This window comes from Arthrobacter globiformis, assembly GCF_003261175.1.
GTDB lineage: Bacteria > Actinomycetota > Actinomycetes > Actinomycetales > Micrococcaceae > Arthrobacter > Arthrobacter globiformis_A.
Window position 1 is genome coordinate 86,394 of the sequence record NZ_QLNP01000064.1, and the last position, 13,620, is coordinate 100,013.

At 66.2% G+C, this 13,620-nt stretch carries 9 protein-coding genes; 5 read left to right on the forward strand and 4 right to left on the reverse strand.

What is annotated here, in order from left to right; translation table 11 throughout:
* Window position 1: 1 nt before the first annotated feature.
* Window positions 2-1,120 (reverse strand): substrate-binding domain-containing protein, encoded by a 1,119-nt coding sequence (locus tag DBZ45_RS07360; RefSeq protein ID WP_111903268.1) that lies wholly within the window; start codon window positions 1,118-1,120, stop codon window positions 2-4.
* A gap of 165 nt (window positions 1,121-1,285) precedes the next feature.
* Between DBZ45_RS07360 and DBZ45_RS07365 the strand changes: the two genes are divergently transcribed.
* Both DBZ45_RS07365 and DBZ45_RS07370 read left to right on the forward strand, forming a co-directional pair.
* Window positions 1,286-2,284, forward strand: a complete 999-nt coding sequence (locus tag DBZ45_RS07365) for a LacI family DNA-binding transcriptional regulator (protein WP_111903356.1) — start codon at window positions 1,286-1,288, stop codon at window positions 2,282-2,284.
* A gap of 45 nt (window positions 2,285-2,329) precedes the next feature.
* A complete protein-coding gene (locus DBZ45_RS07370) occupies window positions 2,330-2,623 on the forward strand; it encodes a putative quinol monooxygenase (protein ID WP_111903269.1) in 294 nt (97 codons plus the stop codon).
* A 100-nt stretch (window positions 2,624-2,723) separates the two neighbouring features.
* Here the strand turns inward: DBZ45_RS07370 and DBZ45_RS07375 are convergent, their stop codons facing one another.
* On the reverse strand, window positions 2,724-5,384 hold the full coding sequence (locus DBZ45_RS07375; RefSeq protein WP_111903270.1) for a GH32 C-terminal domain-containing protein: 2,661 nt from the start codon (window positions 5,382-5,384) through the stop codon (window positions 2,724-2,726).
* Between the two features lie 332 nt (window positions 5,385-5,716).
* Here DBZ45_RS07375 and DBZ45_RS07380 point away from each other — a divergent pair, with 332 nt between their 5' ends.
* Both DBZ45_RS07380 and malQ read left to right on the forward strand, forming a co-directional pair.
* Window positions 5,717-6,055 carry a hypothetical protein gene (locus DBZ45_RS07380; RefSeq protein WP_111903271.1) on the forward strand — a complete coding sequence of 113 codons (339 nt, stop codon included), beginning with the start codon at window positions 5,717-5,719 and terminating at the stop codon, window positions 6,053-6,055.
* A gap of 156 nt (window positions 6,056-6,211) precedes the next feature.
* A complete protein-coding gene (gene malQ / locus DBZ45_RS07385; RefSeq protein ID WP_111903272.1) occupies window positions 6,212-8,467 on the forward strand; it encodes a 4-alpha-glucanotransferase in 2,256 nt (751 codons plus the stop codon).
* Here malQ and DBZ45_RS07390 read toward each other — a convergent pair.
* Together DBZ45_RS07390 and DBZ45_RS07395 are read right to left on the reverse strand one after the other, a co-directional pair.
* Entirely contained in the window at window positions 8,454-11,333 is a 2,880-nt protein-coding gene (locus DBZ45_RS07390) for an alpha-amylase family glycosyl hydrolase (protein ID WP_223256968.1), read from the reverse strand. The two genes, malQ and DBZ45_RS07390, sit on opposite strands and share 14 nt — an antisense overlap.
* 159 nt (window positions 11,334-11,492) lie before the next feature.
* Window positions 11,493-12,536 (reverse strand): lactonase family protein, encoded by a 1,044-nt coding sequence (locus tag DBZ45_RS07395; RefSeq protein WP_111903273.1) that lies wholly within the window; start codon window positions 12,534-12,536, stop codon window positions 11,493-11,495.
* A 211-nt stretch (window positions 12,537-12,747) separates the two neighbouring features.
* Here DBZ45_RS07395 and DBZ45_RS07400 point away from each other — a divergent pair, with 211 nt between their 5' ends.
* Entirely contained in the window at window positions 12,748-13,569 is an 822-nt protein-coding gene (locus tag DBZ45_RS07400; protein WP_111903274.1) for a putative protein N(5)-glutamine methyltransferase, read from the forward strand.
* Window positions 13,570-13,620 lie beyond the last annotated feature (51 nt).

Below are 13,620 nucleotides of genomic sequence, written 5' to 3' on the forward strand. Positions count from 1 at the left end.
GTTACTTGCCCCAGCAGATCTGGGAGGCGTCCGACGTCGTGATGCTCTTGACGCCGTCGGCGGCCTTGTCCGTGACGAGTTCCACGCCGGTGTTGAAGAAGTCCAGGCCCTCGGAGTTGGACGGCTTCTGGCCGGTCTTGGCGAGGTCGACGATCGCCTTGACTCCGAGCTCGGCCATCTTCACCGGGTACTGCTGGGCGGTGGCGCCGATGATGCCGGACTTGACGTTGTCAACGCCGGTGCAGCCGCCGTCCACCGATACCACCAGGACGTCCTTCTCCTTGCCGGCGGACTTCAGGGCTTCGAAGGCACCGGCCGCGGCGGGCTCGTTGATGGTGTAGACGACGTTGATGTTCGGGTTCTTGGCGAGCAGGGTCTCCATGGCCGTGCGTCCGCCGTCCTCGGCGCCCTGCGAAGCCTGGCTGCCGACGATTTCGTAGTCGCCGCCCTTGCCGCCCGTGTACTTGCCGGTCTTGGCTTCGTCGCCGTTCTTCTTCTTGTCCGCGGTGTCGATGCCGAGGCCGGTGAGGAAGCCCTGGTCGCGGTTGTAGTCCACCGAGACCACCTTGTCGTCGAACAGGTCCACGAGGGCAATGGTGGCCTTTTTGCCGTTCAGCTGGGCGGCCGTCCACTTGCCGATCAGCTCACCGGCCGCGAAGTTGTCCGTGGCGAACGTGATGTCCGCGGCGTCTGCAGGGTCCGGCGGGGTGTCGAGCGCGATGACGAACAGCCCGGCGTCCTTGGCCTTCTTCAGTGCGTCGACCACTGACGGGCCGTTGGGGGTGATCAGGATGCCCTTGTCGCCCTTGGAGATGGCATTTTCGATGGCCTGGATCTGGGTGTCCTCATCGCCGTCGGCTTTGCCGGCCGCGAGCTTCAGGTCGACGCCGTCGGCCTCGGCAGCTTTCTTGGCTCCGTCCTGCATGGAAACGAAGAACGGGTTGGACGTGGTCTTCACGATCAGGGAGACGCCGACCTTTTCGGACGAGGAGCCGCCGGTGGTGGAGGTGGCGGTGGAACTTCCGCCGCAGGCGGTGAGGCTGAGCGTGCCGAGGGTCAGGACTGCGCCGATGGCGAGCAGGCGGTGGGTGACTGTCCGCGGGGCTTTGGAACTCAACATTGAATCTCCTGGGTTTCAGGGCATCTGGTGTGCCTGACAACGATGTCAGGCATCATGTAATCAGCGTCACAGGGTAGAGTCAAGGCAAATGCAAAGATGAAGGACGGATTAATGACAACGATGTCTAATCGTTACCAGGCCGAGGGGGCCAAGAGCCGGCCCACCATGCGCCATGTGGCGGCGCTGGCCGGCGTGGGGATCAAGACGGTGTCGCGCGTCATGAACGACGAGCCCGGTGTCTCGGAAGCCACACGGCAGCGTGTACTTGGTGCCTCACAGCAGCTGAACTACCAGTTGGACATGGCGGCGGGAAGCCTTAGGCGCGCCGGCCGGCAGACACTCTCGGTTGGGCTCCTGCTGCCGAGCGTTGCCAACCCGTTCAGCAGCGAGATCCACCGCGCCATGGAGGATGCACTGGCTGCCCGCGGAATCGCGGTCTTCGCAGCCAGCCTGGACGACGACGCCGAGCGCGAGAAGGCCCTGGTGACTGCCTTCCTCGGCAGGCGCGTGGACGGACTGGTGCTCACTCCCATCGCCAAGAGCCAGGCATACGTCATTCCCGAACATTCCCGCGACCTGCCCATCGTGTTCATCGACCGCGAGCCCGTGGGCATCGAAGCGGACGCGGTGGTGACGGACAACGCCGTCGGCGCCGCAAAGGCGGCGACACACCTGATTTCGCACGGCCACACCCGGATCGCGTACATGGGCGACCGCACCGACATCCAGACGGCCCGGGAACGGCGCCGCGGGTTTACCGAGGAACTTGGCCGGGCGGGCATAGCGACCTCCACGGTTCCGGTCCGCGAGGGGCTCCATGATGAGGAGTCGGCGCGTCTGGCCACCCTGGAGCTGCTCCGGGCTGAAGAGCCGCCCACAGCTATTTTTTCCAGCCAAAACCTGGTGACCTTCGGCGTCATGCGGGCCCTGAAGGAGCTGGGCCTGAACAAGCGCGTCGCCCTCGTGGGCTTCGACGACTTCACCCTGGCGGACATGATGGAACCGGGTGTGACCGTCATCGCGCAGCACCCGGACCGGATTGGAAAACTGGCCGCCGAGCGCCTGCTGGCCCGGATCGACGGCGACCACGGCGCGGCGCAGACCTACGTTGTCCCCTCCGAGCTCATCACCCGCGGCTCCGGCGAGCTCCGCCCGCCTGAATAATCCCCCAACTACCGACCCCTCACAACCCACCCCGACAGGAGAACCATGACCAAGACGCTTTACGCCGAATTCACCGTTAAGCCCGGCAGTGAAGCCCGCGTTGCCGAAATGATGCGTGAACTCACCGAGCAGGTGCGCAGCGAGCCCGGCAACCAGCTGTTCCTGCCGTACACCCGGGAAAATAATCCCCGCGAGTACTTCGTGTTCGAGGTGTACCGGGACGCGGAGGCCTTCCAGGAACACATCACGGCGGACTACGGCGCCGTGTTCAACGGGGAACTCGTGGACCACATCGAGGAGGACGGCTCGGTGCTGACCTGGCTGCAGCCGGTCCACTAGGCCAGATCCAGCGCCGCATCCAGTACACAAGAAGGCCGGTGGCCGCAGCATCTGCGGCCACCGGCCTTTCCATTCGACTGCCTTATCCCGACGCCGGTCCTTACTTCCTGTTCTTGGCCGGCACCTGCGCGGCCTGGAACATGGACTGGCTGAGCGGCGTGACGGTCAGCGACTTCAGTCGGGCGGTGCCGCCTTCGGCGAAGAGCGCCACCTGGTTGGCGCCCTGTTCAGGGAAGACCTGGTCCGTGATAGTCCGCAGGCCGTTCTGCGCGAATACCTCCACCGAGGACCTGTCGACGTAGATGCGCAGTGTCACGTTGCCGCTGGCATCCACGGCCACGGGTGCGGAGTCAACCGAGGTGAAGAGCGGGTGGAAGTCAGTCATGCCGGAATTGCTCCGGTCCACATACACCTCGCCCGAGGCCTTGTCGTACCCGATGACTGTCGACTTGCTGCCGTTCCCCAGCACGGTGATTCCGGCCTTGGCTGCTGAACCGGGGGCGAAGGTCACGTCGATCCGCTGCACATCGCCCGAAGCCGCAGGTGGCAGCACGTGGGTGCCGGCCGGAATGTTCCGCGCCCGCTTTTCGGCGTAGCTTTCCTTCCCGGCGAGGCCATCCACCTGCTGGACTGCCTTTTGCGTCAGGCGCGGACCGCTGGCCGTCTGCGTCAGCGCCACTTCGCGCGGCAGGGACATTGCGCTGCGCCAGGGCGACGTTGGAATGTTATTGGCGTAGTCCCAGTTGTTCATCCAGCCGAGCATGATCCGCTTGTTCTGCGGCATGTTGCTGAAGGATACGGACGCGTAGTAGTCCCGGCCGTAGTCCAGCCAGTCGTAGGTCTGCACCCGCGGCGTGGCCGGCCGCGGTGAGGCGACGAACTCGTCCGCCAGGATGTGGCCCCAGCCGAAGCGGTTGTTGTCCACGACGCGGATGCTGGCCTGCTGCCCCTTGAATTCGGAGACGTTCCACGACGCCCAGTCCAGGACCTCGCTGTTGGCGCCGGTGGCCGTCCTGACCACCTTGCCGTCCACCACGAGGTTGACGGTGGTCTCGTCGGACCGGGGCACAGCGGCCTGGTCCGTCAGCATGACGTGGTCCAGGGTGAGGTGCCCCCAGCCGCCGGTGGCCTGGTCCACCACCCGCAGCTGTGCCTGCTGTCCCGCGAATTCGGCCACGTCCCAGCCCTTCCAGTTCAGGGCGCCCGCGTCGTCGCCGGCGAGGCTGCGCACCACGTTCCCGTTCACCAGTAGCTGGACTTCCAGCGTCTGGCCGGAGCCCGCCGCGCGGTGTCCGCCGCCCACCAGCATGCTCATGAAGTTCCGGTTCAATGTGAACGACGGCGACGTCAGGGTTCCCTGCCTGTCGTCGCCGGGCGCTCCTCCCGTATCGAACGTGTTGATCCGCTTGGCGCCGATATAGAAGTCGCCGCCGGAGGTTGACGGCTGGAAAGCCGGTGCCAGATCCCCGGTTCCTGTCCACCCGGCGTCGGCCAGTGTGGAGGCGTCCGGTACCTCGAAGCCGTTGAACAGCAGGTCCCCGGGCGGCGGGGTGTTGTCCAGCTTGTCCGAGACCCGCGGGTGCTGTCCGCCACCCACGAGGAAGTTGAGGTAGTCGCTGGCTACGGTGAATTGCGGCGAGTTCATCGAGCCCACCGGCCAGTCGCCGTCGTTGAATGAATTGATCAGGCCGGCGCCGGCAAAGCCGGTAACGCCGTTCTGCCCGGGGAGCGTGCCGGCCGCGGGTGCTCCGGCGAACGGGCCGCCCTTCGAGTTGCCGGGTCCGTTGTTCACCGTCCAGCCGCTGTACGTGCCGTCATTGAAGCCTGCCAGGGGAGTGCCCGCGGGCAGTGCGTCACTGGCCTTCGTGGTTTCCGACCTGAAGGTGGTGCCGTCGAAGTTGCCCACGAAGTACTGCCCGGCCGAGCCTCCCGCCACGCCTCCCGGGTTGATGTTGACCACCATCACCCACTTGACGTTCGCGGGGTCGCCGTCGACAGCAAGCGGGAACAGGTCGGGGCATTCCCAGAGCCCGCCCGTGGCATTCGCCGGGCCGAATTCGCTGAGCTGCGTCCAGTCCTTGAGGTTGCCCGACTTGTACAGCACCACCTTGTGCTCGGTGGCCTCCACGGCGGTCATCACCCAGTAGCCGCCGCCGGGGGAGTCGTACCAAAACACCTTCGGGTCGCGGAAGTTCGCCGAGTTGCGGTTGAGCACCGGGTTGCCGCTGTACTTGGTCCAGGTTTTGCCCTCGTCCAGGCTGTACGCGAGGGATTGGGCCTGCAGCCCCTTATAGGGAGAGGCGTCCTTGTAGGCACTGGTGAAGATGGCCACCAGGGGAGGGTTCTCCGCCGTGCCGAGGCCGGAGCTGTTGTTCTTGTCCACCACGACGCTGCCGGAGAAGATGTCCTGCTGGTCGTCAGTGGCGATGGCCAGCGGTTGCTCCTTCCAGTGCACCAGGTCTGTCGAGGTGGCATGGCCCCAGGACATGTTGCCCCACTGGTTGCCGGACGGATTGTGCTGGTAGTAGAGGTGGTAGACGCCCTTGTAGAACACCATTCCGTTGGGATCGTTCATCCAGTTCTGCTGTGGCGTGTAATGGTAGGCCGGCCGGAACTGCTCGTCGCCGGAGGTCCCGGCCGCCGCCGCTGTTCCTGTTCCGGCCAGTACCCCGGCCAGGCTGAGACCTGCCACGGTCAGCGCGGTACATAGCTGTAATCTGCCGAATTTTCTCTGGTGCATAGTGCTGGTATCGCCCTTCATCGCGCGTGCCTTCTGCCCTCCCCCTAACCGGCGGGCAGGTAGACAACGTTGTCAGTGACTGGAACGCTAGGGGATGTCCACAAGACAAGTCAACGGATTCGGCGGCCGTAAGCCGGCGTTGTGTCCTAGGCTCTCATGCCCCATTGCGCCAGTGGTCGCGGCGCCGCCCTCGGTCCGGTTGAGGCGGGTTGGCCGGGTGCGGCTTGGAGCCAGCCGTTGTGCCAGGCGAACCAGACACCGTTGTCACCGTATTACGAAGGCTGAGCCTGGCAGGCGCCGAGGGCAGCCTTCGGCGTCGGACTTCTCCAACCCACCGTTGCTAGGGTGGGATCATGAAACGCAGCTTCCTCGCCCTGTCCATGCTTCCAGTCTTTGTCCTGCTGGCGGGCTGCGCCCAGGCCGAGGAGGCAGCCCAGAACGCGGCGAGCTCGGCGGTCTCCCAGGTTGCCAACGCCGCGGCCGAGCAGGTGAAGGGCCAGATCTGCAACCTGATCGAAGACGGCCTGGTCAGCGCCTCGGACAAGGCGGCACTCGCGGGCCTTGTGGCCGGCGCCGAGACTGCTGGGGTCCCCGCCGAAATCACCGGGCCCCTGCACGCGATAGCCCAGGCCGGCGACCAGGTCCCCAGCGATTCTGTCCGCGAACTTCAGAAAGCCTGCACAGCTGCCTGAGGCCTGGAACCCACGACACCCACCAGGCTCTCTGCCCGGCGCAGTCAACGTAGCCTGCAATAATCGGAACCAGCAGTTGCGGGGGCGCTGAAAGCGGCCGGCCGCGACGGGCAGCAGCGTTAGTTTCGGGCCGATTACAGCAGACGAGGCGGATACATGAAGGCTCCCAGCCAGCAGCACGCGACTTCCCCTGAAACACCTTCGCCGGAAACCTCCTCCCGTGAGCCCTCTCCCTCTGAAGCGCCGGCGGGCAACGGAACGCCGGGAACCAGCGCATCGGTCAATCCCGAGTTGCTGCGCTGGCTGGCAGAGGCGTACGGCGTTGGCACGTCATACCAGGGGTGGGACGGACAGCCGCATGACGTAGCGGCTGGCACCCTGATCCGCGTCCTTGCGGCGCTGGGAGTCGACGCCCACACGGACCAGCTCATCGAGCACGAACTGGCCGAGGCAGAACTGGCGCCCTGGCGCCGTATGCTGCCGCCCGCCGTCGTAATTCAGGAAGGGACGCCGGGGCAGGTGAGCGTCCATGTTCCGCACGGTGCGCCAGTCCGGATGTGGGCCGTCACCGAGGACGGGCGAGAGCTGGGGGCCGTCCAGGAGGACGTTTGGGTGGAACCCCGCGAGGTGGACGGCACCCTGACCGGCCGGGCCACATTCGCCGTGCCCCAAAACACCGGCCTGGGATGGCATACCCTGCGCGCCGAGGCAGCCGGAGTGGTTGCGGAGGCCACGCTGGTGGTGACTCCTGCCAGGCTATCCACAGCGGCCGACCTTGAGCAGCGCCGGGGCTGGGGACTGGCGACGCAGCTTTACTCCGTCCGTTCCAAGCGGTCCTGGGGCGTGGGCGATTTTGCCGATCTGGCCGAGCTCGCGGCGGTGGCCGGAGCGCGCGGGGCCGACTACGTGCTGGTCAATCCGCTGCATGCGGCCGATCCCGTGTCGCCTCTGGAGCCGTCCCCGTATTCGCCGTCGACCCGCCGGTTCTTCAACCCGCTCTACCTGCGGATCGAGGCCATTCCGGAGCTGGCGTACCTGAAGCCGAAGAAGCAGTCCCTGGTCCACAGCCTCATGAAGCAGGCGCGGAAGCTGAACAAGGACGCCATCAGGCTTGACCGGGACAAGGTCTACTCCGCCAAGCTGGCCGCGCTGGAGCTGATCTTTGCTGTCCGCCGTTCGCCGTCGCGGCAGCTCGCGTTTGAGGACTACTGCCGCCGGGCCGGCGCGGGCCTGGATGATTTTGCCCTTTGGTGCGCGATCCGCGAGGATCTCGACGCCGATGACCCGTTCTGGGCCGACCCAACGGCTGCGCTCGGCTCGCCTTTGGCGGAGAAGCTCAGGGCGGAGCTGGCGGAACGGATTGAGTTCCACCGCTGGCTGCAGTGGCTTTGCGATGAGCAGCTCGAATCCGCCCAGCAGGCGGCGCGCAACGCCGGCATGCGCCTGGGCGTGGTGAACGACCTTGCCGTCGGCGTGGACCTTCAGAGTTCCGATGCCTGGACGCTGCAGGGCGTCCTCGCACCCGGCGTCAGCGTCGGAGCGCCGCCGGACATGTACAACCAGCTGGGGCAGGACTGGCACCAGCCGCCATGGCACCCCACCCGTCTCGCCGAGGCCGGCTACAAGCCGTTCCGGGAGATGCTTGCAACGGTGCTCCGGCATTCGGGCGGCATCCGGGTGGACCACATCCTCGGCTTCTTCCGGCTCTGGTGGGTGCCGGAAGGGAACTCGCCGGTGGACGGCGCCTACGTCCGTTTCGACCACGACGCCATGATCGGCATCCTCGCCCTGGAAGCGCACCGTGCCGGCGCCGTGGTGATCGGCGAGGACCTGGGCACGTTCGAGCCGTGGGTCCGGGACTACCTCGCCGCGCGGGGCATCCTGGGCACCTCGATCCTGTGGTTTGAGAACGACGGCGACGCCCCGCTGCCGCCCGAACGGTACCGGCTGCAGGCCCTCTCAAGCGTGAACACCCACGACCTGCCGCCCACCGCCGGGTACCTTGCCGGCGACCACGTGACACTGCGCAACGCGCTGGGGCTGCTGGAGCGTTCTGCCGAGGAGGAGCGCCTGGAGCACAATGCCAAGCTGGAGAAAATGCTGGACCTGCTCCGGCAGCGCGGCCTCCTTTCGGCCAACGATGCCGGCTCCGAACAGGAACGCATCGAGGCGCTGCACCGACTGCTCGCGCAGACCCCGTCCGTTCTTCTCGGGGTGGCCCTTGTGGACGCGGTCGGCGAACGGAGGGTCCAGAACCAGCCCGGAACCACCTCGGCCCAGTACCCCAACTGGCAGGTGCCGCTTGCGAACTCCGACGGCGACTCCGTACTGATCGACAGCCTGGAGGCCGACGACAGGTTCAACTCCCTGCTCGCTGCGGTCGAGGAGGCCGTGCGGGCTAGCCGGCCGTGATCACGTGCGTGGTGTGGTTGTACCGGAAGGTGACCGGGCCGCCGTCGTGGTTCAGCACGATGTTGGAGCCGTTGGGCGCGCCGTCCTGGCCGTAGTTTTCATCCCAGGAGCCGTTGATGGCCGCCTTGGATTCGTACGTCCCGGCCGGAAGGTCGGCCGTCAGTTTCCACTGGCGGTCGGCCGGATCAAAGGCCATGAACGCCGACGGGCAGGCCGGCTGCCAGTCATCCGGGCAGCCCATCTCGCTGTTCAGGCTTCCCGCAACGGTGACCGAGTCGGGCTGCGGTGCGGCGCCTACCACCACCGTCCGGACATTGCTCACCACGTTCGATCCGTCGAGCTTCGCCCGGTACTTCACCTCGGCTCCGTCGGGGAGGCCCAGGGCGGCCAGGTCGTCCATCACGGTGTAAGCCGGCGAGGAATCATCGCTGGAGCCGATGGCTGTCCACGTCCCGCCAGCGACGCTGCGCTCAAACCGCACGGCATGGCTGGCCTTCCCTGGGTCCGCCGTGGCAACCACTTCCAGGTTCCCCTGGACGGTGCTGCCCTCGGCCGGCTGCTGGATGGTCAGCAGCGGGTCCGGCACCACGGCGGACCGGGAAGCGCTGACAGACGTGCGGCCGGCGTTGTTCAGGACGACCGCCCGGTACTCCACGGCAGTGCCGGGATTCAGTCCCGAAACGTCGTGGAAGACCCGGTAGGGTGCGGTGTCATCGGTGCCCACGCGCCCCCACTTGCCGCCCGGCGTCCGGGCCTCAAAGGTGACCTCGTAGAACGAGCCGCCGTCGACGTCGGCCGTCACCTGGATGCGGCCGTTGTCCCCGGTCGACGCGCCGGTAGCCGCAGCCGAAACGGGAGCCTGCAGCGCGACGGCGGGCACCGCTTTCTCGCGGGGTATCCGGCCGGAGGACTGGTAGACGACGGCGGACAGCGGCGGCACCGTGACGGTCAACTTGCCGCCGGCTGAGGTCTTGGAGTTTTGGGCAGCTTCGCCATAGATCAGGCTGTAATTGCGTTTGGCGATGTAGGTGGGAACAGCGGCGGTCTGCGGCTTCTCGCTGTTGTTCAGCGCCACCACGTACTCACGCTGGTCCTTGGCGTCGGTGCGGGAGAAAGCGTAGATGCCCGGTCCATCCGAGGCGTACCGGTGCTGGTGGGCGCCGTCGCGCAGGGCGGGGTGCTCCTTGGTCAGCTGCGCGAGTTCGCGGATCTTGGCGTAGAGGGGATGCCCGGTGTTGAAGTTGTCGGCGGCGTGGGTGGCGTCCGTGCCGAGCAGGTCGTCGTCGAGATAGTCGGGCACTTTGCTGGCGAACAGGGTCTGGCGGGCGTCCTGGTCCCCGCCCGGACCCGTGAAGCCCTGCTCGTCACCGTAGTAGACCACGGGGTTTCCGCGGGAAAAGTACATGAGCGCGTGGGCGAGTTCGTCGCGGGCCACGCGTTCGGCGTCGTCCGCGTCCGGGTTGTCGGTGCTGATGAAGCTGCCGATCCGGCCCATGTCGTGGTTCCCCAGGAACGTGGGCAACTGGTAGACGTTGGAATCCGCGTCGGTGTACCAGTCGTCGGCGCCAAAGAAGGTCTCCAGCGCTTTGGCGTTCTGGCTTTTCGAGGCGAAATTGCGCGCTACATCCTGGAACGGGAAGTCGAGGACCGCCTGCATCCTGTTGCGGGTGGTGAACTGGGAGGTGAAGCTCTTGGAGGTGTCGAAGACCTCGCCGAACATGAAGAACTCGTCCTTGCCGTGCTCCTTGGCGTAGGCGAGGACGTCCGGCCCGAACTGCTGCCAGAATTCGTCATTGACGTGCTTCATCGTGTCGATGCGGAACCCGTCCACGCCGAAGTCCCGGATCCACGTCTCGTAGATGTCCGTCATGCCGGCCACGACCGTCGGGTGTTCGGTGAACAGGTCGTCAAGGCCGAAGAAGTCGCCATAGAAGGAGTTTTCGCCGGCAAAGGTGGTGTCGCCGCGGTTGTGGTAGAGCGTCGGGTCATTGAGCCAGGCCGGAACCTTGAGGTTCTGTTCCGCCGGATCAAGCACCGGCGTGTACGGGAAAGAGGTCCCGGCGTCGAGCTTGGGGAAGTCCGCACGGCCGGCGAAGTCCCGGTCATCGAAGGCTTTGCCGGTGGCGGTGCGGTACGGCTCCTTGTCCTTGGAGACGTAGCCGGTGCGGGCGCCCTCCTTGTAGCCGATGACGTCCGCGGTGTGGTTGGTGATGATGTCGAAGTACACCTTCATGCCGTGCGAGTGGGCCTCGTCGATCAGCGCTTTCAGTTCGGCGTTGGTGCCCAGGTGCGGATCGATCTGGGTGAAGTCCGTGACCCAGTAGCCGTGGTAGCCGGCAGAGTTGTCCTCGGGCTGGACCGCCTTGTTCTTGAAGCTCGGCGTCAGCCAGATCGCCGTGGTTCCGAGTCCCTGGATGTAGTCGATCTTGTCCAGCAGTCCGTCCAGGTCTCCGCCGTTGTAGAAGCCCTTGCGGGTGGGGTCGAAGCCGGAGACCATCGGGTCCGGTCCCAGGCCGCCCTGGTCGTTACCGGCGTTGCCGTTGCTGAATCTGTCCGCCATAACGAAGTAGAAGTTTTCGCCGGTGACGGGAGTGCGGAGCGAATGGGCACCTGTTCCGGGTTTAGCGTCCGACGGCGGGCCAGGGGTTTTGGTGGGGGCTGCGGCTTGGGCGGGTGCCTTGGGTGGCAGGGCCGCTGTGGTTGGCGAAGCGGCCGTGGTTGGCGTCGCCTGCCCGGGTACGGCCGACGCAGCCAGCAGGACGGCTGCGCCCGCTGCCGCCAGAGTTGCCCGGGCGGACTTGGTGGGCGCGCCCGTGCGGCGCGGGGGATTCAGGCGCAGGAAATTCAGGCGAGGGACGGTGAGCAAGTTGGACCTTCCGCGAAGCAACGCTGCTTGTCCGGGCGGGGATGCCCGGAATCCGTTGGGTGCCGACTCGGCCAAGACAAGTCCATTAACCAGCCACAGCTCTTGTGATGAAGCGGTATTGGCAATGACTAATCCTGTATTGGCTATGTCGATTGCGGTTTAGCTTGCCACAATCAGGGCCGTGGGGGAACCCGCCACGAGGCGGTCAATGGGGCCCTGCGGAAGGCCGGTCTGGGGGTCCAGCCGGAAGGTGGTGATGTCGTGGGAGCGCTCGTGGGCTACACGCAGCCATTCGCCGTGGACCAGATGGTGGCGGGGCCAGTCGCCGCCGCTGGAGAAGTCGCCGAGCGGGCGAAGCGGACTGCCTTCTGCCGCCGGTGTCACCTCCAGTACGCTGATGCGGTTGGATCCCCGCACGCCTACATAGGCGAACCGTCCGTCCGCCGACAAGGCAATTTCGGCTGCAGAGTCCCCGTCCTTCGCGCCGTCGGAGGTAGCGGGACCCTGGCCGACCAGTTCGAACTTCCCTGATGACGGGGCCGCCCGGGCCGCAAAGACCTCGATGGAATACTCCGAGACCACCAACACCGTTCCATCGGAGTGCTGCACCAGGTGGCGGGGACCGGTGTCCTTCGGGAGCACCACCTCGTGGTCCAGCGCCAGGCCCGTCGCGGGGACGCGGTTCCACACGCGGAGGAGGTCATGGCCGAGGTCGGTGGTCATGATGCGGCCGTCTGCGAGTACCAGGCTGGCGTGGGCCCGGCTCGGGCGATCGTCCCGGTGCGGATCACTGGATGGTGCCGCGGGAAGGCGGCGGGCGATGCCGCCGTCGTCCGCCAGGTCGTACAGCAACACCTGGCCGTCGCCCCAGCAGGCAACGATCAGGAACTTGCCCAGCGGATCGACGGTGACGTGGCAGGCGGCTTCGCCTGCCGGCCAGGGGTCGCCGGCGGCTTCGAGGCCGAACTCTCCCCGCCGCCGGTACGCCTGGACGGTTTTGGCGTTCTCCCCGACGGCGTAAACCATCGGGAGTTGCCGGTGCACAGCGACGAACGACGGCGAGTCCGCCTTTGCCGCCGTGCCGCGCCAGGTGAGCGTCCCATCAGCGTTGGCCGATACGGCCCCGATCCCTGCACCGTGGCCGCCGCCGTCCGCAGTGTAGGAGCCTGTCCAGATGAGCGTATGGGCTTCGCTGTGGGTCATGGTCCCATCCTGCCAATAATTGCTGGATTGGGTGTCGGATAACATGGATTTTTGCAGAGCCAGTCTAGGACTGGGAACGTTTGAAATTACGGGAGGTGAGAATAATTCACGCAATTCCAGCTTGGGTTCTTCCTGCCCGCCGCCTTACGGACCGCCAAAGCTAGTCGGACGTATGCACGGAGCGCCCATCATTCGACCGAAGGACGCATCCATGCCTGTTGAATCATTGCTCTCCCGCTCCACCGTCATCGGCAGGCTGCGCGCCGCCGGCTGTGTCTTTGCCGAAGATGAAGCGGACCTCCTTCTTTCCGCTGGCCTCGCCCCCAAGGAGCTGACCAACGCCGTACAGCGGCGAGTCGACGGGTTTCCGCTCGAGCATATTCTCGGCTGGGCGGAGTTTTGCGGCCTGCGGATCAGGGTGGGGGCCGGAGTATTTGTGCCGCGACGCAGGACTGAACTGCTGGTCCGCGAGGCAGCCGGGCTCCTTGCTGCATCGAGGGCAGGGCCCGCGGAGAGAGCGCCATCGACCCGGCCGGTTGTTGTTGACCTGTGCTGCGGCTCCGGTGCCGCAGGCACCGCGTTGGCGGCATTGGTCCCGGGGATTGAGGTGCACGCTTCCGACGTCGACCCGGCCGCAGTGCGCTGTGCCCGCCTCAACGTCCTGCCCGCTGGCGGTGTGGTCCATGAGGGTGACCTGTACGCCGCGCTGCCCGCCCGGCTGCAAGGCAACGTTGACATGCTGGTAGTCAATGCGCCGTATGTACCCACGGCTTCCATCAGCAGCATGCCCCACGAGGCCCGGGTTCATGAGCCACGGGTGTCGCTCGACGGAGGGCCCGACGGCCTCGACATCCAGCGTCGGGTGATCGCGGGAGCGGGTGCCTGGCTCAGGCAAGGCGGGCATCTACTCATCGAAACGAGCCGGCGGCAGGCTCCGCATGCAGCCGCGGCCATGGTCAGTGCGGGCTTGAGCCCTCGGATCGCCACGTCGACTGAGTTGGACGCCACAGCGGTGATTGGGAAGCTGCTCTAAGTCTGGAACCTGCTGTCACTTTGGCGCGGACCGACGCCCATGAAGCTGCTG